Source organism: Candidatus Ozemobacteraceae bacterium (genome assembly GCA_035373905.1).
Classification (GTDB): domain Bacteria; phylum Muiribacteriota; class Ozemobacteria; order Ozemobacterales; family Ozemobacteraceae; genus MWAR01.
Window position 1 is genome coordinate 15,610 of the sequence record DAOSOK010000002.1, and the last position, 24,650, is coordinate 40,259.

Genomic DNA, 24,650 nt, shown 5'->3' on the forward strand with positions numbered 1-24,650 from the left:
CGTACCCGAAGGGATTCTCCTCTGTCAAACGGGAGGCGCCCGCCGGGGATCGGAAACCGCTCCGAGGCGCTTGATGATCTCGTTCGCGCTCGCCTCGACGGTCTTGTCGGTCACGTCCATCACCTCGAAGCCGCCTTTCGCGAAGAGTCTTCCGGCGAACTCGAGTTCCTCGACGACCTTGGCGGGCTCGACGTAATCGGTTCGCTCCCTCATGCCGAGCATGCCGCTCCGGTGCCTCCTGAACGTGAGAAGACGGTCGGGGGACAGGGTCAGCCCGATGACCCGGGAGGCATCCTGCCGGAAGAGGATGTCCGGGATCTCCAGGCCGGGGACGATTGGGAAGTTGGCGACTTTCCAGCCGAGGACGGAGAGATAGATGCTGAGGGGCGTTTTCCCGGTGCGCGAGACGCCGAGGAGAAGGATATCCGCCTCATGCCAGGTTTCCTGGTTGCGGCCGTCGTCGTGGGACATGGTGAACTCGATCGCGGCCACGCGGTCGAAATATTCCCTGTGAAGTCGTCTGTACAAGCCGGGTTGGCCGAGGGGCGGCATGTTGAGCCTCTTCGCCAGCGTGTCGAGGAGGGGGCCCGTGATATCCAGGGCCGTGATGCCGCGCCTGTCGGCGAGCTTCCGCATGTATCCGCCGAGCCCGGCGTCGACGAGGGAAAAGACGATGATGCCGTCCGATTCCGCGGCGAGGTCCGCGGCGCGATCGAGTTGGGCGCTTTCCCGGACATTCCCGAGGGTGACGACCTCAACGCTGGCGTCGGGAAACTGCGCGAGGACGGTGTTCACAACCTGCTCGCCGCACGCCCCGACGCCTCCCGACACGACGAAGATCCTGCAGATGCCGCCTGGTTTGCTCATGCCTGGTTGCGCTCCGTTACACTATATAAAATACGATATATATTAAGTGGTTCTGATTTTCCCTTCACCTCGACGCTGCCGAGGCTCACGCAGGACTCTCCTTCCGGAAGCAGGGCACGGCAGGAGGCGGAAAGCACGACCCGGGGCCGGCCGGCGAGTTTGTCGGCGCAGGCCAGGAGACGGGCGGCGGTGTTGACCGCGTCGCCGATGACGGTGTGGTCGCGCCTCGGCCCCGAGCCGATGAACCCGCTGATGACCGGGCCGGCCGAGACCCCGACCGAGACGGGGAAGGGCAGGTGCAGACCGCCGGCGTCTCCCAGACGGCGCACGGCTTCCAGCAGACGAGCGGCGTTTTCCGCCTGGGGGCCGCCGCGGAAGACGACCAGCATCTTTTCGCCGATGACCTTGTCGACGTCTCCGCCGGCCCCGATGAAAAGATCGCACAGGAGGGTCGTCTGCGTCGTCAGGGCCTCGAACAGACTGTCCGTGGCCATCGATGCCATGAAGCCCTGGAACCCCGGGACGCCTGTCATCGCGATGACCGCGTCGATGCGTTCTCCGTCGGCTCCTGCCGAGGGCTCCTCCCCGGATGCCCCTGTCACGGCAGATTTGCGGGCTTCGCTCGACATCATGGTCCTGATGAGCTCGCGTTCCTGCAGACTGCGGGCCATCCGGTCGAACGAGCGCTGCAGGTCGCCGATTTCGTCGGTCCTGTAGCTGCCAATGCGCGTTTCGAATCTGCCCGCCGCCAGTTCCTTCATGCCGGCTTCGAGCCCACGGATGGGGGCGATCAGGTCGACGGCGGAACGCCAGGCCAGAAGAAGGGTCGCGAGTATGCCTGCCGCCAGCCAGAGAAACAGCCCCCTCTGAACGCTGTGTGTGGCGGCCAGGATGGGGAGTTCCGATGCGGCGGCGGCGAGAAACACCCTCGGATTATACACGCCGGGGCGGGCCTCGACCAGGAAGCTGAACGCGCCGTTGCCGGTCCGGAAACTCATCGGCGTGTTCCCGGCCTGCGTCCACCTCGCGATCCCGGCGATCGGCGTGAACATGCCGCCGATATCGGGCCTGATCATGGCTGCGCAGTTCTGCAACGGGCAGCCGAACAGTGCGAATCGCGACGGATTGTCTCGGATGATGTCCTGGAGGGCATCCTGTTCCATGCGCGAAGCGTTGTATGTGATCGAGATGAAGCCGCGAGGCCGCTCGACGTCGGGCAGAAGGAGGTTCGAGATGCCGTAGACGCCGTTCCCGCCGGGCAGAAGAATGTGTACGAGGGGCGAATAGAGGAATGGATAGGAAATGTCGGAGATGAAGACCGACCTGAAGATCGAGAAGCCGATGTCGATCGCCATCTCCTTTTTGACGGCGTTTCCGAGCGGCTCCGCGCTGACCGACCGTGCGGGGGCGTCGCCGATCGAGTCGAAGAGAAGGTCGGCGATGCTCGAGAGATAGAAGATGAACCCGGTGTTTGCCGGCTCGTCAGCGGCCCCTTCCCGGATATAAAATTTCCATCCTCCGGGCGCCGCGAGAATGATCTGGTTTATGTAATAGGGAATGGGCCCGCGATGCGAAGCGTTCTTGATCGCGGCGAGCAGCCTCGTGAGAGAAGAGGCACCGCCGGATGGCGTCGTGCCGGCGAACGCGGTTTCGCTTGCCGGGGAGCCGGCGGCCTTCGGGGGAGGGGCATGCCCGTATTTCTGGATTGCCCGCATGATGCCCGGATGGGTGCCCAGCCGCTCGATGCGGTCCCAGACGAAAGGATACCGGAGTTGATGGAGGCGGTCGACCTCGTCGAGCTGCTGGACGAGGTCGAACCGCTCGTTCCGCGTGCGGATATGGAGGTCTTCCGCCGAAAACCTCGCCGTTCCGGCGAGAATGGCCGCGAAGGGGAGGAGCGCCGCCGCGAGGAATCCAGTCAGAAGCTGGCTGAAGAGGGACTTCGCGAGGCCGCCGCCCCGGAAGATCGTCCGGTACCAGACGCCGGCGCCAGCCAGATACAGCAGGAGCAACGCGGCCGCGACCGGCGGTCGCCGGGTGAAATCCTCTGCCGGCGAGGGCAGGGGAGTGGCGAGCGTGAACGTGAGCGGCTTGCCGGAAACGACCGTTTCGTTCCTGGAGACGACGTACCGCGCGCCTCTGTTTTCGATGAGGCCGGAGGCCGATTCCGAGAGGCCGAGCGGGAAGTGAGGGGAGAAAATGGTGGAGGGAGCCGACGCTCCGTCGGCCGCGGGACGGCTGTCGATCCTGACTTCCATTCCGTCCGCGTTCAGGAGTTTGAGGAGGGTCCGCAGAGGAACCTCGTCTCCGGCATGTCGCGGAAAGACCGCCAGCAGATAGCCGGCGACGGGGCGATAGCGGGTTCTCCGCGGTGAAAGTGACAGCGCCGATGTGGCGATATCCGCTTCGCGGATCTCGAAGGGGCGCAGAAGCGGTCGCCAGTAAAACCAGGTGTTCTGGCCGTTTCGCATGGCGGGAACGGCCTCGTTCAGCATGTTCGCCTCAAGGCGGCCGAGGCCGACATGCTTGCCGACGAGGGCGGGAATCCCGGAGGCTACGGAAGGCATGCTTTGGATCGAGGTTCCATCGAAGTTGCAGGCCCCCTTCGCGAGCAGGTCGCGCAGAAAAGCGGCCGGCGTCGTTTCGTCGGAGCCTGTGCAGAAAACGAGAGGCCAGGAGGCGGGCGGGGCCTCGGGCCGGCGGTACAGGACCGCGGCGAGCGTCGGACGGAACTCCAGCGATGCCAGCTCCGACACCGCTTCCCTGCAGGCGGCAAGGCGTGTCTCCTCGCCCCGGTCCGGATCGCTTTCCAGGAACGTGACGGCCAGTCTGTCGCATAGCTGGTCGAGCCGGTCTTCGATCATGTGAATCACCGGGTTCGTCACCCGAAGTTTCAGCATCGCCGTTTCGTGTGTCTCGAGCGCTTCCCGCACGATTCGCCCGGTCGTGCCGTTCAGCCGTGAGTCCGTCGCAACGAACAGGGAGACGAACGGAAGGGCCAGGAACAGCAGTCCCGGCAGAAATGCGAACGCCCATTTCCAGCGAACGTCCTCATCGGGGCGCGGGGGGACTATGTTCGCGGAAATCGGATCCCCGGGGGAGGATGACGGCGTGCCGGCGTTTTCATTCGGAGCGTCCGGAGCGTCGTCTGCGGGTGAACGTAGATGATCTGATATTGAAACATCGGGAAGGGCGATGGCCACGGCCGACGACTCGTGGCCGGGGATCGGCAGGGCGCGGGGGGCATATTCGCCGAGGAAGGGCGCCAATGCAGCGTCGACGGCGATCGGATGCTTCGGCACCAGCTTGGTTAGCGCCTCGAGTTCGGCGGCCCGTCCGATCGCGGGGCCGAGAAGGGCAAAGTCGAGACGAGTGGACGGGTGGCCGATCGCCCCGCTGAGAAGGCGGCCGCCGGCGATGCCGATTCCCGCCTGGTAGGTGAACATTCCGGCGGCCCGTCGTTCGCGGTTGATCGAAGCCATGGCGCCGAGCATCGCCTGGCCGGCCCGTATGGCGCGGATGACGGCGGGCGAACCGTCCGGCGACTCGATGAAAACAGCCTGAATGGCGTCGCCGATGAACTTGTCGATACGGCCGCCCTCGGCCGCGATCAGAGGCGCCATCGCGGCGAAGTGCCGCTCGAGGAGACGCGTGATCTCCGTCGGGGGCTTGCTCTCACAGAGAGGGGTGAATCCCCGGATATCCGAGATGAGGATGATCCCCTCGAACGTGCCGGCCGAAAGAGCCATGCCCGGATCCGCGGCGCTTTCCAGCGTCGCAATCGCCTGGTCCGAGACGAGAGCCGCCAGCCGCCGGCGCTCGCGCAGGCCTTCGACCATGGTGCCGAATGCGGCGCTCAGACGGCCCAGTTCGTCCGGCCGCGGATCGGTGACGGAGACGGACAAATCGCCGCGTCCGACGTTCTCGAGTGCTTCCCGCAGGGCCAGGATCGGCCGGAGCATCCGGCGGGCCGTGATCCGGCCGGAAAGCAGCACGAGCACCATGCAGAAGACGGCGAGCATCGAGACCAGCATCCGCCGATACGATTCCTCGGCGAGGATCACGGCCGTATCAGCCGTGGCGGCGAAAACGAAGCCCGGAAAACCGAGGGAAGGCAGGGCGATGCGGGCCGCTTCCGGCGTGATTTCGATGACCGGTCCGTTCCGCTGGGCGGCGCTTCTGGCAACGTTCCGCAAGTGATGGAACAGCGCCGCGGTTTCATGCCGGGTCGCCGGCGTGAGGCGCGTCATACGGCCGTGCCTGTGACGGTATGCCGCGAGCAGACTCCCGGGAGTGCGCAATTGCGCTTCGGCCAGGTTGTTCAGGATGATGCGGTTCGCGAGATCGTCGGCGTTCCAGGCGATGATGACCGCATAGGTGTCGATTCCGTCGACGGCGACGATGTCATACAGGATGTTGGCCCGCCGGGGACCGACGTGATAATTGAAGGGAATGGCCCTTGTCTGCTCGGCTTCGCTGGCGATCGAGTTGCCGGTCGCCCCGTCGTATCCGGCGATGAAAGCCCGGTCTTCCTCCGTCAGCGTGTCGGGACCGATGGCGCCCGGGCCGGCCTGCCTGACGCGGTTGTTCCTCAGAGACCGGAGAAGTCCGGTCCGGCAGAACCGCATCACGCCCTCCAGGGCGCTGAGGGGATACCCCCGGCTGGATGACGCGCGCATCGTCCCCTGGCTGTCCATCACGGCGACGAACATCAGCTGATTCTTTCCCTTTTCGTCGCGGAACTGGTTTCTGATCAGATCGAGAAGCCCCGGCGCATCCAGCCCGTGCTTCGCCATCTGTTCGCGGAGAAACGGTGCCTGGAGCATCCGCAGGAACGACGTCTGGAAACTTCCGGAAAGCCGTTCCCTGGCTGAGTCGACCCCTTCGAGAGCGCTCCGGATGCGCGTGATGACGGCGTGGCGCTCGGTGTTCGCCGTTTCCTGGATGAACGCATGGCTTCCGATCAGCAGCAGGCTGATGGGGAGAAGGGCCGAAAGCGAGAACAGGGCCGAAAACCTGATGCCGAAGGGGAGCGCCGGCCAGACGCCGAGCAGCATGCCGCGCGTCACGAATAGCAGGAAGCCCCCGCAGACGAGGAGGTTCACGAGAAAAACCGGTTCGGGCATGTTCGATTTGGGGATTTCCGGCTTCAGCAGAACCGCCATGTGCCTGCCGGTCGTCAGGTGTCGGGTGAACAGCCTGCCTTCGTTGAGGCGGATGTTGGACGGTGTTCCGCGGATTTCCCAGTCCGATCTCTGGGCGTGGGGTCTCAGCCCCTGCCGCCATCGGCAAAAACTTTCTGACTTTGCGAGAGACTCCGGGAGAAGATCGGGAACGGCACTTCGGAGCGTCCGGATGAAGCCGGCCGGTGCTCCCCCGCGCCGATGATGCGCCCGAAGCGCCGAGGTGAGGCCGAACTTCGTCACCGCGTCGAGGTCGCGGAATATCAAGAAAAATCCGCGCCGTCGGCCGTCCGGGAGCGTGATGCCGTTCCAGATCAGGAGGGCCGAGGTCCGTTCGTGGATCATCCGGGTCGGGATGCCTCGCTGGTACATGGCGAGATGGGAGGCGCTCTGTCCCGTGCCGAACGCGGCCACCACAAGTTTTTCCGCCCGCCTGAGAGCCTGGGGCGAAAGCCGCGCGTTCATCGAGTAGTGGGCGAGGCAGGCGAACGCCGTCGAAAGGACGCGGGGAGGGACCTTGACCGAGGACGAGGCGAGCGTCACACGCGGAGGCCTGTCGCCGGCATCGGGAGCGTCGTCCTCGAATACCCACAGATCGTGCGGAACGCTGAGGCCCGCCGCCCATGTCGCCGGTGGAAATGGGGACGGCAGTGGTGTCGGCCGTGACATCAGGGCCCGGAGGGCGGCGGCCGACCGTTCGAGATACGGTGCGGCGACTGCGCTGTTGGTCAGGGTCTCGAGTTCCCGCCGGGCGTCGCTTTCCAGATTTCGCTCCTGCCATGTCCGTTGTCGGGCCGCGAGAAACGACAGCCCGGCATTGATCGAGGCGAACGGCAGCGCCAGCAGCAGCAGGAGCAGCAGCGTGCCCGAAAGAGGAATGCGGGATCGCGGCGTTCCCGGTGACGGAACGGCGGCGTCTTTGACAGCGATAATATGAGTAGATATATTATTATCGTTCACGAAAAAATCGTCATGGCGATGGAATTTCCGACCGGTTCGGAGTATATCAGAACCTCGAACGTCGTTCGCATCCCATTCCCTTCCGAAAGTCACCGCATCGCATGATCGATCTTCACCGCAACCGCTTCGTGTCGGCGCATACGGCCGGTCTTTTTCTCGTCATCGTCGCGGCGACCCTCTGGAGCTTCGCCGGCGTAGCCGTCAAGCGACTTCCGGGGCTCGACCCGCTTGCAATCACCGGCTGGCGCAGCGTATTTGCGCTTCCGGTCATCCTTGCCGTCTGGGCGAACTGCGGCGTCGCCGTCAGGCCCGGCACGCGGAGGGTGATGTTCGGCTCGGCCCTGTCGTATGCCGCGATGGTGATGTTATTTATCTCCGCGACTCGCATGACGACTGCCGCAAACGCGATCGTTCTGCAATATACGGCCCCGCTGTGGGTGGCCGTGTTTTCGCGGCTGGTTCTCGGCGAAATCGTCACGCGCCGGGAGTGGCTGATGATGGCGGCCTGTCTGGTCGGCATGGCTTTTTTCTTTCTCGATCGACTCAGCCTCGAAGGTCGGCTCGGCATCGTCTACGCCATCGTCTCGGGAATGGCCTGCGGGCTGAACACCCTCTTCCTTCGCCGGCTCTCGCGTGAAACCGTCCCCGAGCCCGCGGACGCCGCGGACGTTCCGGAACGTCCCGTGCGAACGGGCGACGGCTGGGCTGGCATTCCCGCGCTCGCCGCGGGAAACATCTTCGTCATTCTCTTCAGCTCGGCGTCCATGGCGCGTGATATCCCCGCCGATATGACGGAGTGGGCGATCATCTCCGCTCTCGGGGTGTTCCAACTGGCTCTCCCGTATGTGATCTTCCTCGTCGGCATCCGGTACGTGACGGCCGTCGAAAGCATCCTGTTCGCGATGCTCGAGGCGATCCTCAATCCGCTCTGGGCTGGCTTGGGGGCAGGGGAATGGCCGTCCGGGAACGCCGTTCTCGGCGCCGGTCTCATCCTCGGCTCGATGGCCGTCTACGGGATCGTTCGTGCGAATAGCCGCATTCCGGACAAAAGGTAAGGGCGGGAATCGCCGGATTCCCGCCCTGAAAACTCGCTTTCGGTCAGGCTTTCATGTCGAGGATCGTACCGAGCATCTCGTCCTTGGCCTTGATCAGCTTGCTCGCCATTTTGACGCCGTTCTCGGACTGCATGAGATCCGTCATGCCCTTCACCGGATCGGCGTTCATGGTGCCGGCCGCGGAATCGGCTCTGGCGATCGATTCCCTGAGGAGATTCGGGGTGCCGTTCGTGATTCTCATGTGCAACTCCCTTCGATGTCCTTCACCATAAGTATAACCCCGAACCGCCCCTTTGCCAAATGAAGGTCATTCGCGATTTTTGGCGAAGTAGCGAAGGAGGGACTGCGTAGAGCAATCGTGATGGAACAAGTCGGGCTCCTGGCCCGCGATGAACTCCTCTTCCTCGTTCAGAATCGTCTTCGCCAGCACCTTCCCCAGCTCGACGCCCCACTGGTCGAAGCTGTCGATGCGCCAGATGATGCCCTGCGTGAAGATCTTCATCTCGTACATCGAGACGAGGATGCCGAGCACGCGCGGCGTCAGTTTCTTTACGAGAATCGAGTTGGTGGGCCGGTTTCCGGGGAAGACCTTGTGCGGAACCAACATTTCAAGCTGTGTTTCGGATACTGAGCCGTTGAGTTCGGCCCGGACTTCGTCTTCGGTCTTGCCCTTCATCAGGGCTTCGGTCTGGGCGAAGAAGTTGGCCATCAGCTTGAGATGATGGTCGCCGATCGGGTTCTGGGAATTGACGCAGCCGATGAAGTCGCATGGAATCAGCTTTGTTCCCTGGTGGATCAGCTGGTAGAAGGCGTGCTGGCCGTTCGTTCCGGGCTCGCCCCAGATGATCGGCCCGGTCTGGTACTCGATGGGATTGCCCTCGCGGTCGACGCGCTTGCCGTTGCTTTCCATATCGCCCTGCTGGAAATACGCGGCGAAGCGGCTCAGATACTGGTCGTAGGGCAGAATCGCATGGGACTCGGCGCCGAAGAAATTGTTGTACCAGATGCCCAGCAGGGCCAGGATCATCGGGATGTTCTTCTCGGGCGGCGCCTCCATGAAGTGCCGGTCCATCGCATGCGCGCCCTCGAGAATCTCGACGAAGCGGTCGAATCCGATGGCGCAGGCGATCGGCAGACCGATGGCCGATGTGAACGAATACCGTCCGCCGACCCAGTCCCAGAACTCGAACATGTTGGACGGGTCGATGCCGAACTGCTCCACCAGCTTCCCGTTCGTCGAAAGGGCCACGAAATGGTTCCGCACGGCCTTCTCGTCGGAAAGCGCGGCGAGCAGCCACCGGCGCGCCGTGTGGGCGTTGGTCATCGTTTCCTGCGTGGTGAACGTTTTCGATGCGACGACGAACAGCGTCTCGGCCGGGTCGAGATCGCGCGTCTTCTCGTAGAAGTCCGTCCCGTCGACGTTCGACACGAACCGAACGGCCGGCCCCCCCTTTGCATACGGCTTGAGCGCCTCACAGACCATCACGGGCCCGAGATCGGAGCCTCCGATGCCGATGTTGACGACGGTCTTGATGGGTTTCCCCGTGTAACCGCGCCATTCGCCCGATCGCAGCCGCTCGGTGAACAGACGCATCCGTTCGAGAACGGCGTTGACCGCCGGCATCACATCCTCGCCGTCAACGAAAATGGGCGTGTTCGAACGGTTGCGAAGCGCGATGTGAAGAACCGCGCGGCCCTCGGTCCAGTTGATGCGGTCGCCGCGATACATCGATTTGGCCGCATCCTTCACCCCTGAGGCCTTCGCGAGGGCGATCAGAAGCGGCATCGTCGAGTCGGTGATCCGGTTCTTCGAGTAGTCGACGAGGATGTCCTCGAACTCGACGCTGTATTTCGCGAACCGGTCCGGATCCTGTGAGAACAGGTCGCGCATGTGCATGTGGCGGACATTCTGGTGATGATCCTTGAGGGCGCGCCATTCCGGGCTGCGGGTGAGGGGAGACCCGCTGCGGATCAACTTGTCCATCGGTGTTTCGAAAGGAAGCATGTTGTCCTCCTGCTGTGACGTTCGTCGGGCGAAATCAATCGACGTCAATCTACTCCATCAGTCGTCCGAGGGCAATATGCCAAACGGCTTCGGGATATGCGATACTTGATCATCACCAATCGTTCAGAGGAGGAGAGTATGCCCTTTCTTCGCTTGACCAGTTCCGCTCCCGAAACGCCCGCGAAGGCCGCCGCGCTCGCCGAAGAGCTTTCGCAGGCCGTTTCCCGCCTGCTCGGGAAGCCCGAGACCTACGTCATGATCTCGGTCGAGAAAGCCGAGATGCGCATGTCCGGAACCGACGAACCGGCGGCGTTCGTCGATCTGCGCAGCATCGGCGGCTTTTCGACGCAGAAGAACAAGGCCATCAGCGAAGCGGTTTCGGCGATCGTGAACAAGCACCTCGGCATTTCCGGAAGCCGGATTTTTCTCAATTTCACGGATATTCCGGCGTCTTCCTGGGGCTGGAACGGCGGCACCTTCGGGTGATCCTGGCCCGGGAAGCCCATCCGCGGCTCGAATCGAAGGTTCTTCCGGGTTTCCCGAAAATAGTGTACAATTGTGGCACTTTTCAATGACGCCCGGCCTTCGGGGGTGTTGCTGAGAGAACGAATCAGCTCTCATTGCATGAACAGGAGTTGTATTGATGAAGCGCATTGTCACGGCGGCCATACAGTTCGCAGCCAAGCCCATGGCGGTCGAAGAAAACATGGATCGCGCCTACGCTCTGCTCACCGAGTGCCACAAGGCATCCAAGGCTGACCTCGTCGTCTTCCAGGAAAGCGTCACCACCGGCTTCACGCCGCTCGGCGGGGCCAAAGACCTCTGGAACGTTGTCGACACCATCCCCGGCAGGCTCACCGACAGGGTCGTGGCTTGGGCGAAAGAGTTCAACACCTATATCGTCTTCCCGACCTACGAACGCGGCAAACGCGAAGGTCAGGTGTACAACAGCGCCGCGCTGATAGGTCCCGAGGGCATTCTCGGGGTGTATCGCAAGACCCACCCGTTCCCCACCGAACGCCTCGAGGGCGGCGGCTGGACGACTCCCGGCAGCAAGCCGTTCTGTGTCGAGACCCCCATCGGCAACATCGGCATCGTGATCTGCTACGACGGCGACTTCCCGGAACTGGCCCGCGTGACCACCCTGCAGGGCGCCGAGATCATCTGCCGCCCCTCCGCGTTCATGCGCACCTTCGACCACTGGGAACTCACGAATCGCGCCCGCGCCTACGACAACCACGTCTACTGGATCGCAACCAACAGCGTCGGCGTCGATGCCAGCGGGTCCTACTTCTTCGGTTCCTCCATGATCATCCATCCCAGCGGCGTCAAGATGGCCCAGGCCCGCGCCAGCGACGAGTTCGTCTGGGCCGAACTCGACCCCGACCCGATCCGCACCGTCGTGCCGAACTCCTCGTCGCCCCAGATCTTCGACCACATCGAGGACCGCAACGTCGTCTCCTACACCGGCATCATGAAGACCGGCCGCTCCTCCTTCGAGCCGGCCCGCCGCGTTCCCTACCAGCGCTGGCGGTGAACGGTTCTCGCCGGACGACAAGATAGAATAGCGGATAGTATACCGTGACGGCGCTCTCCGGAGCGCCGTCGCCGACTTCTCAGACACATCAAGCAAAACGGAAACGGAAACGGAACGATGAACAAAAAAGCGAATGAAAACCTCTCGCCGAAGGACGCGGCGAAGGGCCCTCTCGACGGCATCGTCGTGATCGACCTTACGCGCGTCCTCGCCGGCCCCTACTGTTCGATGATGCTCGCCGACATGGGCGCGACCGTGATCAAGATCGAGAGGCCCGAGGGGGGCGACGATGCCCGCGCGTTTACCCCATTCGTGAACGGCGAGAGCGCCTACTTCATGAGCATCAACCGGGGCAAGAAGAGCGTCACCCTGAATCTCAAGTCCGAACGCGGCCGCGGGATTCTGATCGATCTGGTCAAAAAAGCCGACGTCCTGATCGAGAATTTCAAGCCCGGCGTCATGGCCAAGCTGGGCCTGGCCTACGAAGAGCTCGCGAAACATAATCCGCGGCTCATTTATGCGGCGTCGTCCGGGTTCGGTCAGAACGGCCCCTACAGCGACCGGCCGGCTTACGACCTGATCATCCAGGGAATGGGCGGCCTGATGAGCATCACCGGCCCGAACGCCGAAACCCCCTCGAAAGTCGGCAGCTCGGTTGCCGACATCTTTGCCGGCATGTTCACCGCCATCGGCATTCTTGGGGCCCTCCACGCCCGCGAGCGGACCGGCCGCGGCCAGATGGTCGACGTCGGCATGCTCGACTGCATGGTCGCGATCCTCGAAAACGCGATCGCCCGCTTCGCCGCCACCGGAAAGGATCCGGTGCCGATCGGAAACGCGCATCCGTCGATCTCCCCCTTCGCGACCGTCACGACCTCCGACGGAGCCATCAACATCGCCTGCGGCAACGACGAGCTGTGGAAGAAGTTCTGCCGCCTCGCCGGCCTCGACGAGCTGATCGAGGATGCCCGGTTCAGGACGAATGGCGACCGCGTCAAACACTGGGCTGACCTGCAAAAGCTGATCAACGCGGCGATGAAAAAGAAGACGACCGACGCATGGATGGCGATCCTCCAGCCGGGCGGCATCCCCTGCGGCCCCATCAACCCGATCAGCCGGGTCATGGAAGACCCGCACCTGCTCGCGCGGAAGATGCTCGTCGAGGTCGCGCATCCCGTCGCCGGCCTGATGAAGATTCCCGGCGTGCCGATCAAGTTCTCCGATACCCTCTCGGAAGTCCGCGGCCCCGCTCCCCTGCTGGGCGAGCATACCGCCGCGGTCCTGGGCGAGATGCTCGGGCTGGGCCCCGTCGAGATCGAGTCCCTCAAGGCCCAGCAGGTGATCTGACCGGACTCCGCAGGCGGGAAAAATTCGCCGCCGGCCTCTTCCTTACGGGAGGGCCGGCGGTGCGCTGTTCTATGTTATAAACTATTTTATGTGGTGAATGCCTGCCGGGGCGTGCTGGACGGCGCGATGGTAGGTCACGGCGGGCTTTCCGAACAGCATGACGTACCCGATCAGGTTTTCTTCCGGGATGCCCAGCCAGGTCTTGAACTTCGGGGCGATGTCGTTGAACGCCCAGGTGGCAAGGCCGCACCAGAGGGTGCCGAGTCCCAGCGACTGGGCGAACAGCTCGAACTGGGTCATGGCGATGATGCAGTCCTGTTCGGGGGTCGCGATCGAGGTGGGGGCCGAGACGATCAGCATGTGGGGGGCGCGCCGGAAGATCGCGTCGATGTTCTTCTCGCGCCAGAGTGGAACGAAATCCCCAAAGAACTTGAGGTCGGGCGGAAGCTGGTCAGCTTTCGAGCGGGCCTCGATGATGTCGAGGAGCTCGGTGCGGATCTTCGTCATGACGGCCCGGTCATCGACGACGCTGAAAAAGACCTTGCGCGAGTTGCACCCGGTGGGAGCGTGCGCGGTGACGTCGAGAAGACGCTGGATCAGGTCGGGCGGCAGATTCTCGTCGAGATACCGGCGCACGGAGCGTCGGCCTTTGATGAGCGCTTCCATCTTGTCGGCATCCGGGAACCGCCCCTTGATCTGGGTTGATGCGGCCGGGTTCTTGCCGAAAATCGAAATGGCGCCGGTCGGGCAGACGGCGAGGCAGTGCTGGCATTTGATGCACTTCACCTCTTTCTCGGCCTTGATCGCCGGAGCGCCGGACTCGAGCGAGATGATGAGGGAGGGACAGTCCGCAGCGCAGGCGCCGCACTTGGTACAGCGGGTTGTATCGACCACGAAGTCGAGTGGCATGGTGAACCTCTCACGGGTGGATTTTGCCTCATTCAATCATGAAGCGGGCGGATTTGTAAAGCGGCGCAGTCGGCGATGACCGGGAGAGCGGAAATACGCTCTCGGGAAGCGGGTTGCATGATCAGGTTTTGATTGACATGGCCGGGGGGACGGGGGTATAGTCTCTGGACCGATCTCGCCCGCGCTTGCGGGGCGTCAGAAAGGGATAAGGTCGCCGTCGTCGCGGCTCCCAGACATCGAATGTGCTACTCAATACCGGGAAAGGTCGTGCGCATCGAGGGACGGAACGTCACCGTCGAGTATTTTGGCGAGCCTCGTCGCGCGATCAGCGAGATGCACGACCTCACCGTCGGTGACTACGTCTACGCCCAGGGCGGTTTCGTCATCCAGCGCATCCCCGCTACCGAAGCTGATTCCGTGCTGGCCTTCTGGAAGGAGACCTTCTTCGAACTCCAGGAGCGCGACCTCCAGCTTTCGCGGCTCCGACTCGACGACAGTTCGATCGATCGCGGCCTGCTGAGCCTGTTTGACCGTGCCCTAGAGGAGCGGCCCGTAACCGACGACGATCTCGAACAGCTTCTTACCCTCGAATCGCCGTCCGAGGTCGAGTATCTGTTCCGCGTCGCGAACTTCCTCCGCCATAAACGCCAGGGAAACTCCTGCTGCGTGCATGGGATCATCGAGTTCTCGAGCCACTGCTCCGGTGCCTGTCTCTATTGCGGTCTCTCGGCCGGAAATACGGCGCTCCCGCGGTACAGGCTCGATCGGGATGCCCTGCTGGGCGCGGTGCGCGAAGCGGTCGAAATCTGGGGGTTCAAGACGCTGGTGCTCCAGTCGGGCGAGGACGCCGGCCGTACCGTCGATGAACTGGTCGAAATCATCGCCGAAATCAAGGCCCGGTGGCCGCTGCTGCTGTTCATCAGCGTCGGCGAGATCAGCATCGACGCTCTTCGGCGTTGCTACGATGCGGGTGCCCGGGGCCTGTTGATGCGCTTCGAGACCTCGAATCCCGATCTCTACGCGCGCATGCGGCCGGGGCGACGGCTCGAGGACCGGCTAACCCTGCTTCGCGCCGCCCGCGAGACGGGCTATCTGCTGATCACCGGCGGTCTCGTGGGCCTGCCCGGCCAGACGGTCCGCGACCTGGTCGGCGACATCCGCACCGCCGTTTCCCTGCAGCCCGACATGTTCTCGTTCGGGCCGCTGGTGCCGCACCCCGCGACCCCGCTCGCCGGAGCCGTCGCCGCGGGAACGCTGATGATGACCCGCAAACTCATGGCGGCCTGCCGTATCGCCGAACCGCGCGACGCCAGGCTCGTCGTGACGACCGCGTTCGAAACCCTCGAGCCGCGTGCCCGCGAGATGGGGCTGACGGCCGGGGCGAACTCCCTGATGTTGAACCTGACGCCCGAAGCCGTGCGGCCCGCCTACGACCTGTATCCGGGGCGGGCCCACGCGCATGAGAGCGTTGCCGGCCAGATCGAAGACGCGCTGGCGCTGCTGAACCGGCTCGGCCGGGCCCCCACCGATCTCGGGGCCGGAAACGGGCTCGGAATCGGCGGCGCGGAGACGTCCGAGACAGCGAGGTGAAATCATGGTGTCCTGGCTCCTGATCGTCCTAATCGCCGGTCCGATCCTGTTCGGACTCGGCATCCTGCTCGTTCCGGCCCGCGAACTCCGGGTCGGTCTGACGCTCGCCGCCGCCGGCGTCACGGCCGCAGCCGCGCTCTTCCTGTCACGGTGGGGCCCCGCTTACGGCGAGATTCACGCCTCATCGCACGCCCTGCCGATCCTTCTCGACTGGCTGATGATCGCCGCCGTCATCGCGATCGGGCACTTCACCAGGCATACGGCGGTTCTCGTGATGGGCGTCGTTCAGGCCGCCATGGGGCTCGCCCTGGAATTCCTGCCGCGCGCGCCGCAGACGGCCACCCAGGCGGCGTTCGTGTTCGACCAGCTCTCGCTGATTCTCGTCCTGATCACATCCGTCGTAGGTGCGCTGGTTCTCGTCTACGCCGTAGGCTATATGGACCGGCACGAGCACCACGGGCCGCAAGGCCAGGCGGACCAGGGCCGGTTCTTCTTTTTCCTGACCGCCTTCCTCGGGGCCATGAACGGCCTCGTGCTGGCCAACGACATGCGCTGGCTGTCGGCGTTCTGGGAAGCCACCACGCTATGTTCGTTTTTCCTCATCGGGCACGACCGCACGCCCGAAGCCGACCACAGCGCCCGTCGGGCCATTCTCATCAACGTGTTCGGCGGAATGTGCCTGCAGACAGGCTGGCTCGTGGCCGTTCTCAAAGGGAACGGCGACGCGCTGACCACCTTGAACCAGGCTCATACCCTCGTCCCGCTGGCGTTCCTGGCCGTCGCAGCCATGACGAAGTCGGCGCAGATGCCGTTCCAAAGCTGGCTTCTCGGTGCCATGCTCGCCCCAACGCCCGTTTCGGCGCTCCTCCACTCGAGCACGATGGTGAACGCCGGCGTGTATCTCATGATGCGAATGGCACCCGGCTACGGCGGTTCGAGACTCGCAACGGTCATCGCGCTCGCCGGGGCGTTCTCGTTCATGGCCACCTCGGCCCTCGCCGTCGGCCAGAGTAACGGAAAAAAGGTCCTGGCCTACTCGACGATCGCGAATCTGGCCCTGATCATCGCCTGTGCGGGCATGTCCACGCCGCTCGGCTACGCGGCCGCCTTCCTGCTGATCGTGTTCCACGCGATCACAAAGGGACTGCTGTTCATCTGCATGGGCACGATCGAACAGGCGATCGGCAGCCGCGATATCGAGGACATGCACGGCATGATGAAAAAAATGCCCTTCACGACCGTAATCGCCATCGTCGGCATGATCGCGATGCTGATGCCGCCGTTCGGCGTTCTCCTCGGAAAATGGATCGCGATCGAGACCGCCGTCCACTCGCCGGTCGTGATGCTGATGATCGTTCTCGGAAGCGCTCTCACCGTCGTGTTCTGGGCCAAATGGCTCGGCCGCATCGTGACCGTTTCATACCACCACAAATACACGATGGAGGAACTCCCTCCCGTCATGAGCGGTTCGATGCTGGCGCTGGGCATCGCGACTCTTTTGAGCGGGTTCTTCGCGTTCCCGCTCTTCGAGCGTTTCATCAAGCCGTTGGCCAGAGTGATGTTTCCCCTCTCGAGCCAGACCGATGCATCCTGGAAGATGCTCCAGATGACGGAGTCCTTCATGACCTGGCCCATCTACGCGCTCGCCGCCCTGCTCGTCGGCTCGGTTCTGCTGATGTTCAGGTCCGTCCACGACGGGAAGATCCGAAGGCCGTTCATGTGCGGGGAAAACGTCACCGACGGACAGTTGTCGTACGAATTCCGCAGCATCATGGACCGCAGGGAAGTCGCGATGTCGCGAAGCTACTACTTCGCTTCCATCTTCGGCGAGGAAAGCGTCACCTCCTGGGCCGACCCCGTCGCGCTGGCCCTTGTTCTCAGCCTGTTCGGAGTGATCGCGATATGATGACGAACATGACTCAGGTGGTGATCGCGCTCGTTGCCGTTCTCCTCGCGCCGGCGGTGGGGGCGCTTCTTCAGGGAATCGACCGCATCGTCAACGCCCGGATGCAGAGCCGCGTCGGCCCGCCGCTCCTCCAGCCCGTATACGACGTGATGAAGCTGCTCGGCAAGGAAGTCGTGATGCTCAACCGCACGCAGATTCTGTATGCCTGGCTTCACCTCTTCTTCCTGATGCTCGCCACGGCCCTGGTGGTTCTCGGCCAGGACATGATCATGATCCTGCTGGTTCTCGCCGTGAGCACGATCGCCCTCATCCTCGGGGGGATGTGCGTCCGCTCGCCCTACAGCCGCATCGGAAGCCAGCGCGAGATCATGCAGATGCTCTCGTACGAGCCGATTCTCGTCATGCTCGTCATCGGCATCTTCCTGACCAACGGCAGCTTCATGGCGCGTGACATCACCCTCGCCGGAAAACCGCTGCTGCTGACCCTGCCGCTGATCTTCTTCGCGTTCCTCCTGGTGACCGCGATCAAGCTGAAAAAATCGCCGTTCGACCTGGCGACGTCGCATCACGGTCACCAGGAGATCGTCAAGGGCATCACGATCGAGTATGCGGGTCCGTATCTCGCTGTCCTCGAGATCGCCCACTGGTATGAAACCGCGCTGGTGTTCCTCGTTCTGGCCGCCTTCTGGGCCACCAACTGGAAAATAGGAATACTGATCGCTATTATATCTTACGGTATAGAGATTCTGTTCGACAACCTGTGCGCCCGCCTGACCTACCAGTGGATGCTCTCCCACATGTGGACGGTCGGCCTCGGTCTCTCGGTGACGAACCTGATCTGGCTCTACTGGAAATGAAAGAAGGGGAATGAATCGTGATCGGCTGCGTCGACCGCTCACCCTGGATCGTCCATTACAACTGCAACAGCTGCAACGGCTGCGACATCGAACTGCTGGCGTGCCTTACGCCGCTGTATGACCTCGAGCGGTTCGGCGTCCTGCACGTCGGCAACCCCAAGCATGCGGACATTCTCGTGGTCACCGGCTCGGTGAACCATCGCAACGCCCGCGTGCTGAAAAACGTCTACGACCAGATGCCCGGTCCCCGGATGGTCGTGGCGATGGGTGCGTGCGGCTCGACCGGCGGCATCTTCGCCGATTGCTACAACGTGCTGGGTGGCGTCGAGAAGGTCATTCCGGTCGATGTCTGGATTCCCGGCTGCCCTCCCAAGCCGGAAGCGATTATCGACGGCATGGTCAGGGCCGTCCAGCTGTGGAAGGCCAATCCGGCGTTCCAGCCACAGGGCGGCGCGGCCCGCATGTCCCTGATCCGCAGACCACCGGCTTCGGCGGCCCGGCCCGTCACCCCGGCCGCCGCCGCACAGCCGACGCAGAACGAGGAGGCAGATCCCGATGGCCGTCAATCTTCCTGATCTGACCGATCTGACCGTCGATACCATCGACGACGCGGTCGCCGAAAAGCATCGCACCGGCTGGCGCTTCGTCACCATGACCTGCGTCGACAGGGGCGACGGGCTCGACCTGATGTACCACTTCGACAAGGAATACCGGCTCGTCACGCTGCGGCTGAGGGTTGGGCATGGCCAGGCGGTTCCCAGCGTGTCGAACGTCTACTTCGCTGCGGCCGTCGTCGAGAACGAGGTGAAGGACATGTTCGGCGTCCCGTTCACCGGCCTTGCGATCGACTTCGGTGGCCGGTTCCTGCTCACCGAGAATGCCCCAAAGGCGCCGCAGTGCCGCGAAGGCTCGGGCATCGATCTGCGGCTGAAACAGCCGGCCGAACCGTCGTCAACGGGAGGAAACTGATCACGCCATGTCTACGCAATCCCTGATTCCGTTCGGCCCCCAGCACCCCGTGTTCCCCGAGCCGATCCAGCTTCGGCTCGTGCTCGAGGACGAGAAGGTCGTCGAGGCGCTTCCCGCGCTCGGCTACGTGCATCGCGGCCTCGAGAAGATCGCCCAGCAGAAGGACATCCTGCAGGACGTCTTCCTGGTCGAGCGTGTCTGCGGAATCTGCTCCTTCATCCACTCGCTGACCTACTGTCGCGGCGTCGAGACCCTGATGGGGCTCACGGTTCCCGATCGCGCGCGCTTCCTGCGCGTCGTCTGGAGCGAGATGAGCCGCCTGCACAGCCATCTGCTGTGGCTCGGCCTGATGGCCGACTCGTTCGGCTTCGAGAACCTGTTCATGCAGGCGTTCCGCCTTCGAGAAAAAGTGCTCGACCTGATGGAGGCCACCGGCGGCAACCGCGTCATCATGTCCAGTTGCTGCATCGGCGGCGTGCGCCGCGACCTGACGGCCGACCTGGTACAGATGGTTCGCACGACCCTCGACGAGGTGGAGCGCGAGCTGGAGCCGATCATCACGACCATGCGCGACGATTACACCGTCCGGGAACGCACGGTCGGCATCGGCCGCCTGACGAAGGAAGAGGCGCACGAACTCGGCGCCGTCGGGCCCGTCGCGCGCGGTTGCGGCATTCCGATGGACTTCCGCACCACCGGCTACGAAGCTTACGGCGATCTCGAGTTCAAGCCGGTCGTGTTCGAGGGCGGCGACTGCTACGCCCGGTGCAAGGTCCGGCTGTACGAGATGCCCCAGTCGATCTCCCTGATGCGCGGCGCGCTCGACAAGCTTCCCGCAGGGCCGCTCGCCGTCCCCGTCAAGGGAAACCCTGATGGCGAAACGATTTCACGCTGCGAACAACCCAGAGGCGAGGTGATATACTATATGCGTGCGAACAATACGAGGAACCTCGAACGGCTTCGCATCCGCACGCCCACGTTCGCCAATCTCGCGCCTCTGCTGAAGATGCTTCCCGGCTGTCAGCTCGCCGACGTGCCCGTGATCGTTCTCGCGATCGATCCGTGCATCAGCTGCACCGAGCGCTGAGACCAAGGAGGGCGATATGTTCGGATTGTTGAAAAAGACGCTTGCGAACCTTGTCAGCGGGCCTGTCACCAGAGATTACCCTGGAACGAAGCGGCCCGCTTTCGATGGTTCGCGCGGCCATCTCGACATGGATCCGGCCGTCTGCATCTACTGCGGCGCCTGCTCGAAACGATGCCCCACGAAGGCGATCGCCGTCTCGCGCGAGCCGAAGGAGTGGAAGCTCGAGGTTGGCCGCTGCATCGTCTGCGGCCACTGCGTGGAAGTCTGCCCCAAGAAGTGCATGTGGCTCGACACGGCTCACGGACTGGCGCGCGACGCGGTGCAGGATGCACGAAGCGGCGATAGCCAAGGGAATTCTTGATGCCGTTCTCGCGGCCGCCCCTTCGGGCGCGACCGGGGAACGGCGCATCGTCCGCGTGAGCGTCGCGGCCGGGGCTCTCGCCGGAATCGTCGGCGAGAGCCTCGACGTCTTCTGGGGCGAGTTGTGCCGCGGAACGGCGGCCGAAGGTTCGAGGCTGTGCCTGACCGTTCTGCCGGCCATCCTCGTGTGCCGGTCGTGCGGCAACAGGCGCGAGCATCGCCCCGGCATGACGGTCGAGCTGGAATGCGCCTCCTGCGGCGGGCCGAACCGGCTCGAAGGCGGCCGCGAACTGTACGTCGAATCGATGGAGGTCGAGGATGCTGATTCCGGTCAGAAAAGCCGTTCTGGCCCACAATGACGCCGAAGCGGCCGAAAACGCGAAACTGTTCGAGTCGCGCCGCGTGCGCGTCGTCAACGTCATGGCTTCGCCGGGCGCCGGGAAGACGAGCCTGATTCTCGCGCTTGCGAAGCGCCTGCCGGTAGGGCTTCAGCCCCTCGTCATCGAGGGCGACGTCGCATCGTCGATCGATACGGAAAAGGTGGCGGCCGCGGGAATACCCGTCTTCCAGATCAACACCGACGGCGACTGCCATCTCGACGCCGTCTCGGTCCGCAAAGCCTTCGAGGCGCTGCCCGCCGTGCCGGAACAGGGTCTGCTCTTCATCGAGAATATCGGCAACCTCATCTGCCCCGCCGAGTTCGACCTTGGCGAGGATATCCGCCTCGTGATCGCAAGCGTCCCCGAGGGAGACGACAAGCCGCGGAAATATCCGGCGATCTTTGCTCTTGCCGACGCGATCGTCCTCAACAAGACCGACCTTGCCGGCCACGTCGAGTTCGACCGCCCCCGCTTCGAGGCCGGCGTTCGGGCCGTCAACGATCGGGCGCCCATCTTCGACGTCTCCTGCCGCGGCGCGATGGCAGGCGTCGACGCCCTCGTCGACTGGCTCGTGGTGAAGCGCGAAACAGCCTGTCCACAGTAAATAAATTACAATATATATTCTGCGTAATTTGTATGATCTGCGGATTGGTTCCTCAGCCGTCTTCTGTCCGTGCTCTCAAGAAGGGGATTGTGGTACACTCGGGGTGGCATGTCGGAGAGAACGGTTCGTGAGAGAGATATCGCCTGCCGGGTCTGCGGGCAGATCAATGCGATTCCGGCCTCGGTTCCCGAGGGCTCGGAGGCCTGCTGCACCAGATGCGGCGGGAATCTCGACGTCTTCTTCGACCCCCGGGCGGCGACCGTCCGGACCCTCGTCCTGTGCGGGATTTCGCTGCTGTTTCTCGTTCCGGGACTGTATCTTCCTCTGCTGAAGATCGAAAAATTCGGCATTGTATACGAAACCGGCATCATCATGGGTGTCGTTGATCTCGTCGAGTCCGGTCAGTGGTTTCTTGCAGGCCTGATCGCCGTCTTTTCGGTGATCTTCCCCCTGCTCAAATCGTTCTGCATGTTTTTCCTGTGCGTGTTCGGCAGCCGGATCAGACCGTCGTTCAGGCGGCATCTCCACCTCTTCATCGAGGTCGTCGGCCGGTGGGGGACGCTCGACGTGCTGCTGCTGGCCGTCCTGGTCGCGATCGCGAAGATGCGAAATATCCTGCTGATCACATCCGGCCCCGGCGCGATCGTGTTTTCGACGGGGGTCTTCCTGAACCTGGCCGCTTCCCAGAGTTTTTCCCCGCGCATTCTCTGGGAAGCGGATGAAAAGGACGAATCATGACGAACTACCCGCAGGCAACGATCGTATCGAAGGGTTCCCAGAACTATACCGTCTGGATTCTTTGCACCGCTCTCGCGCTGGCTGCTCTGTTCCTCGGAATCCGGCTGATCCTCCCGGCGCGTCAGTCGATTGCCATCTCGTTCAAAGATGCGCATTTCCTCAAGACCGGCGACCTGATCAGGTACAGAAGCGTGGCCGTGGGGGAGATCACGGCCGTCGAGCCTGCCCCCGACCTCCAGAGCGTCCGCGTCGAGGCGATCCTCCACCCGAACGCCGGCGGCGTGGCCCGGCAGGGGAGCCGGTTCTGGATCGTCCGGCCGAAAATCGACCTCGAGGGCGCCAGGGGCCTCGAAACGGTTCTTGGGTCTCACTACATCCGCGTCCAGCCCGGAACCGGCCCCTATCAGGATGCCTTCGCCGGACTCGAGGAGCCGCCCGTCCTCGACGTCGTTCCCCCCGGCACGGTCGAGATCACCCTCGCCGCATCGCAGGCGGAAGCCCTGAGACCCGGCATGGCCGTCACCTACCGGAACACGCGCATCGGCATCGTGTCTGAGATATCACTCTTCCGGAACGCCGGCGGCGTCGATGTCAAAGCCCTGATCTTCCCGGAGTTCGCGCCCTTCGTCGTTCCCGAAGCTGTCTTCTGCCGGGCGTCCGGGGCGAAGTTCTCCGCCGGCCTGTTCGAGGGCCTCTCCTGGTCGCTTGCGCCCCTCCAGTCGATGATGACCGGCGAAATCCACCTGCTTCTTCCGGATCTTCTCTCGTATCCGGCTTCGTCGGCGCGCCGCTTCCCTCTTCGCGAGTTCGCGCCGAAAGAAGCGGAGGCATGGCGTCCCTCGGTCGCTCTCGGACCAGACGCCGTCGATCTTCCTCCCGCCTCGCTCCCGCGGGTCGTGCCGGCGGAAATCCCTCCCGGCTTCCTCGGATCTGCGGTGCGAATCTCCGGAATCGGCTTTCAAAACGGCCTGGTTCTCCCCGACCTGAAAAAATTCGACCCTTCCTCGGTGATGGTTCTCGGGAAAACATACGAGGCTGCTGCATTTAGAAAGCATGCCCTCGGCTTCTGGATCCTGCCCGGTTCCTTTTCCGAAGCCGTGCCGGCGCCGCCTGCACGCGATCTTCCCGTCGCTGGCGAAGACGTCTTTGCCGTGATTGACCCTGCGAAACAGCCCTTCTTCCTCCCGTCGGAGTTTCTCCGGCCTGACGCGGCGGGAACCGCTCTGACCCTCCAGTCCGACCTCGCGATCAGGAGAGAGTGGGAGGGAGTCCCGGTCGTCGACCGCTCCTGCCGCCTGGCGGGGATGCTCGTCAATCCAGGTGGAAAAGGAACCTGGGAGATACGTCGGTTGCCCGCCGATCTGTTTCAATGACGTACTACGCGTCTCGCATGTAACACGACAATCCCCGCATACTCGATACCGTTCGTGCTGAGCTTGTCGAAGCACGAATGCACTCGCCCTTCGACATGCTCATGGCGAACGGAGGGACTCGGATCCGCGGCGCGCAATAGGCTGATAAATATAACGTATCATATAAAAACCGCTCGCGGAATCCGTCGATCCCGTGAGCGGATGTGGTATCGCGATGATGTCCGGCAGGGGTGCCGCCGGACGGCTGACCTCAGGCGGCTCCGCCCGGGGTGCCGACGAAGCCGGGGCTGACGGCGCCGACTTCGGCCGGGGTGCCGGCGATGCGGGCCAGATACGAGGCGCCGAGGGTCTTGAGGTGCTCGCCGACGTTGTCGAAGTAGTTGAAGTGGATCTGCTCTTCCTTGATGATCGTCTCGAACAGCTTCGCGGTGATGCTGTCGCCGTTGTCGAGGCAGAGTTTCAGGAACTCGTTGTAGACGGCGATCGTCTCGTCTTCGAGATTCGCGTCGAACGGGTAGATCGCGTTCACCTTCTGGTTCTTCTCGACCTTCGCGGCCTGCTCGGTCGTCGGCTCGCCGCCGAGTTCCTTGATGCGCTCGGCGAACGCTTCGGCATGGCGCATCTCGTCGATGGCGATCAGTTTCATCTTCGCGGCGAGTTCTCCGTAATCGAGGTTGTCGAGGTTGTAATGCTGGTTCATGTACTGGTGAATGCCGTGCAGTTCCATGCTGCGGGCCGTGTTCAACGCCTCGACGACCTGCTTCTTCTTCGCGTCCCTCTGGGCTTTTCCTGCGACCTTGACGGTTTTCATCTCATCCTCCATGTATGATAGATCCGATGACCCATTATACCATGAAAATTCACTTGTTATAAAATATCATATAACATAGAAAGAGCGAGACGCGCGCATCGCGATGCGCCCC

General features: G+C 63.2%; 20 protein-coding genes and 1 pseudogene. 15 read left to right on the forward strand and 6 right to left on the reverse strand.

Annotation, left to right across the window (positions count from 1 at the left end):
• Positions 1-24: 24 nt before the first annotated feature.
• Both PLU72_00995 and PLU72_01000 read right to left on the reverse strand, forming a co-directional pair.
• On the reverse strand, positions 25-867 hold the full coding sequence (locus PLU72_00995; GenBank protein HOT26731.1) for a pyruvate, water dikinase regulatory protein: 843 nt from the start codon (positions 865-867) through the stop codon (positions 25-27).
• Positions 864-7,010 carry a HAMP domain-containing protein gene (locus PLU72_01000; GenBank protein ID HOT26732.1) on the reverse strand — a complete coding sequence of 2,049 codons (6,147 nt, stop codon included), beginning with the start codon at positions 7,008-7,010 and terminating at the stop codon, positions 864-866. Before PLU72_01000 ends, PLU72_00995 begins: the two co-directional genes overlap by 4 nt.
• Before the next feature lie 101 nt (positions 7,011-7,111).
• Here PLU72_01000 and PLU72_01005 point away from each other — a divergent pair, with 101 nt between their 5' ends.
• Positions 7,112-8,065 carry a DMT family transporter gene (locus PLU72_01005; GenBank protein HOT26733.1) on the forward strand — a complete coding sequence of 318 codons (954 nt, stop codon included), beginning with the start codon at positions 7,112-7,114 and terminating at the stop codon, positions 8,063-8,065.
• A gap of 43 nt (positions 8,066-8,108) precedes the next feature.
• On the opposite strand, the gene PLU72_01010 is transcribed toward PLU72_01005, so the two are convergent.
• Positions 8,109-8,306, reverse strand: a complete 198-nt coding sequence (locus PLU72_01010) for a flagellar basal body rod C-terminal domain-containing protein (GenBank protein HOT26734.1) — start codon at positions 8,304-8,306, stop codon at positions 8,109-8,111.
• A gap of 66 nt (positions 8,307-8,372) precedes the next feature.
• On the reverse strand, positions 8,373-10,049 hold the full coding sequence (gene pgi / locus PLU72_01015; GenBank protein ID HOT26735.1) for a glucose-6-phosphate isomerase: 1,677 nt from the start codon (positions 10,047-10,049) through the stop codon (positions 8,373-8,375).
• A 159-nt stretch (positions 10,050-10,208) separates the two neighbouring features.
• On the opposite strand from pgi, the gene PLU72_01020 reads away from it, so the two are divergent.
• The 3 genes from PLU72_01020 to PLU72_01030 all read left to right on the forward strand — a co-directional run bounded on the left by PLU72_01020 (position 10,209) and on the right by PLU72_01030 (position 12,954).
• Positions 10,209-10,556: a phenylpyruvate tautomerase MIF-related protein gene (locus PLU72_01020; protein HOT26736.1), complete on the forward strand. Its 348-nt coding sequence runs from the start codon at positions 10,209-10,211 to the stop codon at positions 10,554-10,556.
• A 157-nt stretch (positions 10,557-10,713) separates the two neighbouring features.
• Positions 10,714-11,607, forward strand: coding sequence for a carbon-nitrogen hydrolase family protein (locus PLU72_01025; protein HOT26737.1), 894 nt, complete (start codon positions 10,714-10,716; stop codon positions 11,605-11,607).
• 117 nt (positions 11,608-11,724) lie between these two features.
• Entirely contained in the window at positions 11,725-12,954 is a 1,230-nt protein-coding gene (locus PLU72_01030; GenBank protein ID HOT26738.1) for a CaiB/BaiF CoA-transferase family protein, read from the forward strand.
• 81 nt (positions 12,955-13,035) lie between these two features.
• Here PLU72_01030 and PLU72_01035 read toward each other — a convergent pair whose 3' ends face one another.
• Positions 13,036-13,863: a nitroreductase family protein gene (locus tag PLU72_01035; GenBank protein ID HOT26739.1), complete on the reverse strand. Its 828-nt coding sequence runs from the start codon at positions 13,861-13,863 to the stop codon at positions 13,036-13,038.
• A gap of 240 nt (positions 13,864-14,103) precedes the next feature.
• On the opposite strand from PLU72_01035, the gene PLU72_01040 reads away from it, so the two are divergent.
• From PLU72_01040 to PLU72_01090, 11 genes and pseudogenes are all read left to right on the forward strand, one after another.
• Positions 14,104-15,453: a radical SAM protein gene (locus PLU72_01040; GenBank protein ID HOT26740.1), complete on the forward strand. Its 1,350-nt coding sequence runs from the start codon at positions 14,104-14,106 to the stop codon at positions 15,451-15,453.
• A gap of 4 nt (positions 15,454-15,457) precedes the next feature.
• On the forward strand, positions 15,458-17,359 hold the full coding sequence (locus PLU72_01045) for a proton-conducting transporter membrane subunit (protein ID HOT26741.1): 1,902 nt from the start codon (positions 15,458-15,460) through the stop codon (positions 17,357-17,359).
• Positions 17,356-18,216 (forward strand): NADH-quinone oxidoreductase subunit H, encoded by an 861-nt coding sequence (locus PLU72_01050; GenBank protein ID HOT26742.1) that lies wholly within the window; start codon positions 17,356-17,358, stop codon positions 18,214-18,216. Before PLU72_01045 ends, PLU72_01050 begins: the two co-directional genes overlap by 4 nt.
• Before the next feature lie 20 nt (positions 18,217-18,236).
• A pseudogene (gene nuoB / locus PLU72_01055) lies at positions 18,237-18,632 on the forward strand (NADH-quinone oxidoreductase subunit NuoB).
• Positions 18,633-18,771: 139 nt separating this feature from the next.
• Entirely contained in the window at positions 18,772-19,185 is a 414-nt protein-coding gene (locus PLU72_01060) for an NADH-quinone oxidoreductase subunit C (GenBank protein HOT26743.1), read from the forward strand.
• Between the two features lie 7 nt (positions 19,186-19,192).
• On the forward strand, positions 19,193-20,272 hold the full coding sequence (locus PLU72_01065) for a nickel-dependent hydrogenase large subunit (GenBank protein HOT26744.1): 1,080 nt from the start codon (positions 19,193-19,195) through the stop codon (positions 20,270-20,272).
• A gap of 16 nt (positions 20,273-20,288) precedes the next feature.
• Complete coding sequence (locus PLU72_01070; GenBank protein HOT26745.1) at positions 20,289-20,633, forward strand: 4Fe-4S dicluster domain-containing protein; 345 nt, start codon at positions 20,289-20,291, stop codon at positions 20,631-20,633.
• Positions 20,599-20,991 (forward strand): hydrogenase maturation nickel metallochaperone HypA, encoded by a 393-nt coding sequence (locus PLU72_01075; protein HOT26746.1) that lies wholly within the window; start codon positions 20,599-20,601, stop codon positions 20,989-20,991. Before PLU72_01070 ends, PLU72_01075 begins: the two co-directional genes overlap by 35 nt.
• The gene (gene hypB, locus PLU72_01080; protein ID HOT26747.1) at positions 20,951-21,616 is read left to right on the forward strand and encodes a hydrogenase nickel incorporation protein HypB; all 666 of its coding nucleotides are present in this window, start codon (positions 20,951-20,953) and stop codon (positions 21,614-21,616) included. Before PLU72_01075 ends, hypB begins: the two co-directional genes overlap by 41 nt.
• 108 nt (positions 21,617-21,724) lie before the next feature.
• A complete protein-coding gene (locus PLU72_01085; GenBank protein HOT26748.1) occupies positions 21,725-22,354 on the forward strand; it encodes a paraquat-inducible protein A in 630 nt (209 codons plus the stop codon).
• Positions 22,351-23,727, forward strand: a complete 1,377-nt coding sequence (locus tag PLU72_01090) for an MlaD family protein (protein ID HOT26749.1) — start codon at positions 22,351-22,353, stop codon at positions 23,725-23,727. The genes PLU72_01085 and PLU72_01090 overlap by 4 nt, the downstream gene beginning before the upstream one ends.
• A 250-nt stretch (positions 23,728-23,977) precedes the next feature.
• Here PLU72_01090 and PLU72_01095 read toward each other — a convergent pair whose 3' ends face one another.
• Positions 23,978-24,538: a ferritin-like domain-containing protein gene (locus PLU72_01095; GenBank protein HOT26750.1), complete on the reverse strand. Its 561-nt coding sequence runs from the start codon at positions 24,536-24,538 to the stop codon at positions 23,978-23,980.
• Positions 24,539-24,650: the final 112 nt, after the last annotated feature.